At 61.9% G+C, this 830-nt stretch carries 1 protein-coding gene; it reads right to left on the bottom strand.

What is annotated here, in order from left to right:
• On the bottom strand, positions 1-528 hold a 528-nt coding region (locus CCN37_RS37600; RefSeq protein WP_143262033.1), incomplete at its 3' end, for a sigma-70 family RNA polymerase sigma factor.
• Positions 529-830: the final 302 nt, after the last annotated feature.

Below are 830 nucleotides of genomic sequence, written 5' to 3'. Positions count from 1 at the left end.
ACTTACGAGACAGCCCTTAGCCTGATCTGTCTCACCGTTCTGCTCAGAACCACGAACCCGTCGCCGCGCGCGACTCGCCAACTGCCGCGCGGCAGCAGGACTGCGCCCCACGATCGAGGCGATCGCTTCGAAGGGCACTCCGAACAGATCGTGGAGAACGAACGCCAACCGCTCGGCGGGCCCAAGCGTGTCCAGCACTACCAGCAGCGCAAGACCAACCGAATCGGCTTGGAGCGCTTGGGATTCCGGATCACCGCATTCGACCTGCCGCGGCACGTTCTCGTCCAGCGGCTCCTCCCTTCGTGACGCGCGTGAGCGCAGCATGTCCAGGCAGACGCGACCAACGACAGTGGTCAGCCATCCACTGAGATTGCGCACCTCACCCACGGCCGCACGGCTCAGTCGCAGCCACGTCTCCTGCACGGCGTCCTCGGCTTCGCTCGCCGAACCGAGCATCCTGAGCGCCACGGCACGCAGGCGGCCGCGTTCCTCCTCGAACTGCCCTAGGAGCCAGTTGTCGCCGTTCACCCGTCCCCCTCACCTCTGATCGCTACTTCCTTGACGAACAGGAGGGGAAGGTTGTGACAGCCGCCGGTCCAGAGGCGCGATCGAGTCCTTCGTCGTGGCGACAAAGCACTCCAGAGAAACACAGAAAGCACACGTGGGCCAATTTGTCCAGAAAACTATCCACAGGAGAGCCAACCCAGCTCAAACAACTCCGTTTTTCTTGTGGACATGTGGATAACTCGCCCCAAATTGCACGATCACCAATTTCATGTCGTATGTTCGAGACCATGCAAAACACCACGACTGCCCGCGAGCTCGCGGGC

It is taken from the genome of Allokutzneria sp. NRRL B-24872 (assembly GCF_002155965.1).
In the GTDB taxonomy this organism is placed as follows: domain Bacteria; phylum Actinomycetota; class Actinomycetes; order Mycobacteriales; family Pseudonocardiaceae; genus Allokutzneria.
Note: the sequence above shows the minus strand (reverse complement) of the source record. Positions and strands in the feature narration are given on the sequence as shown.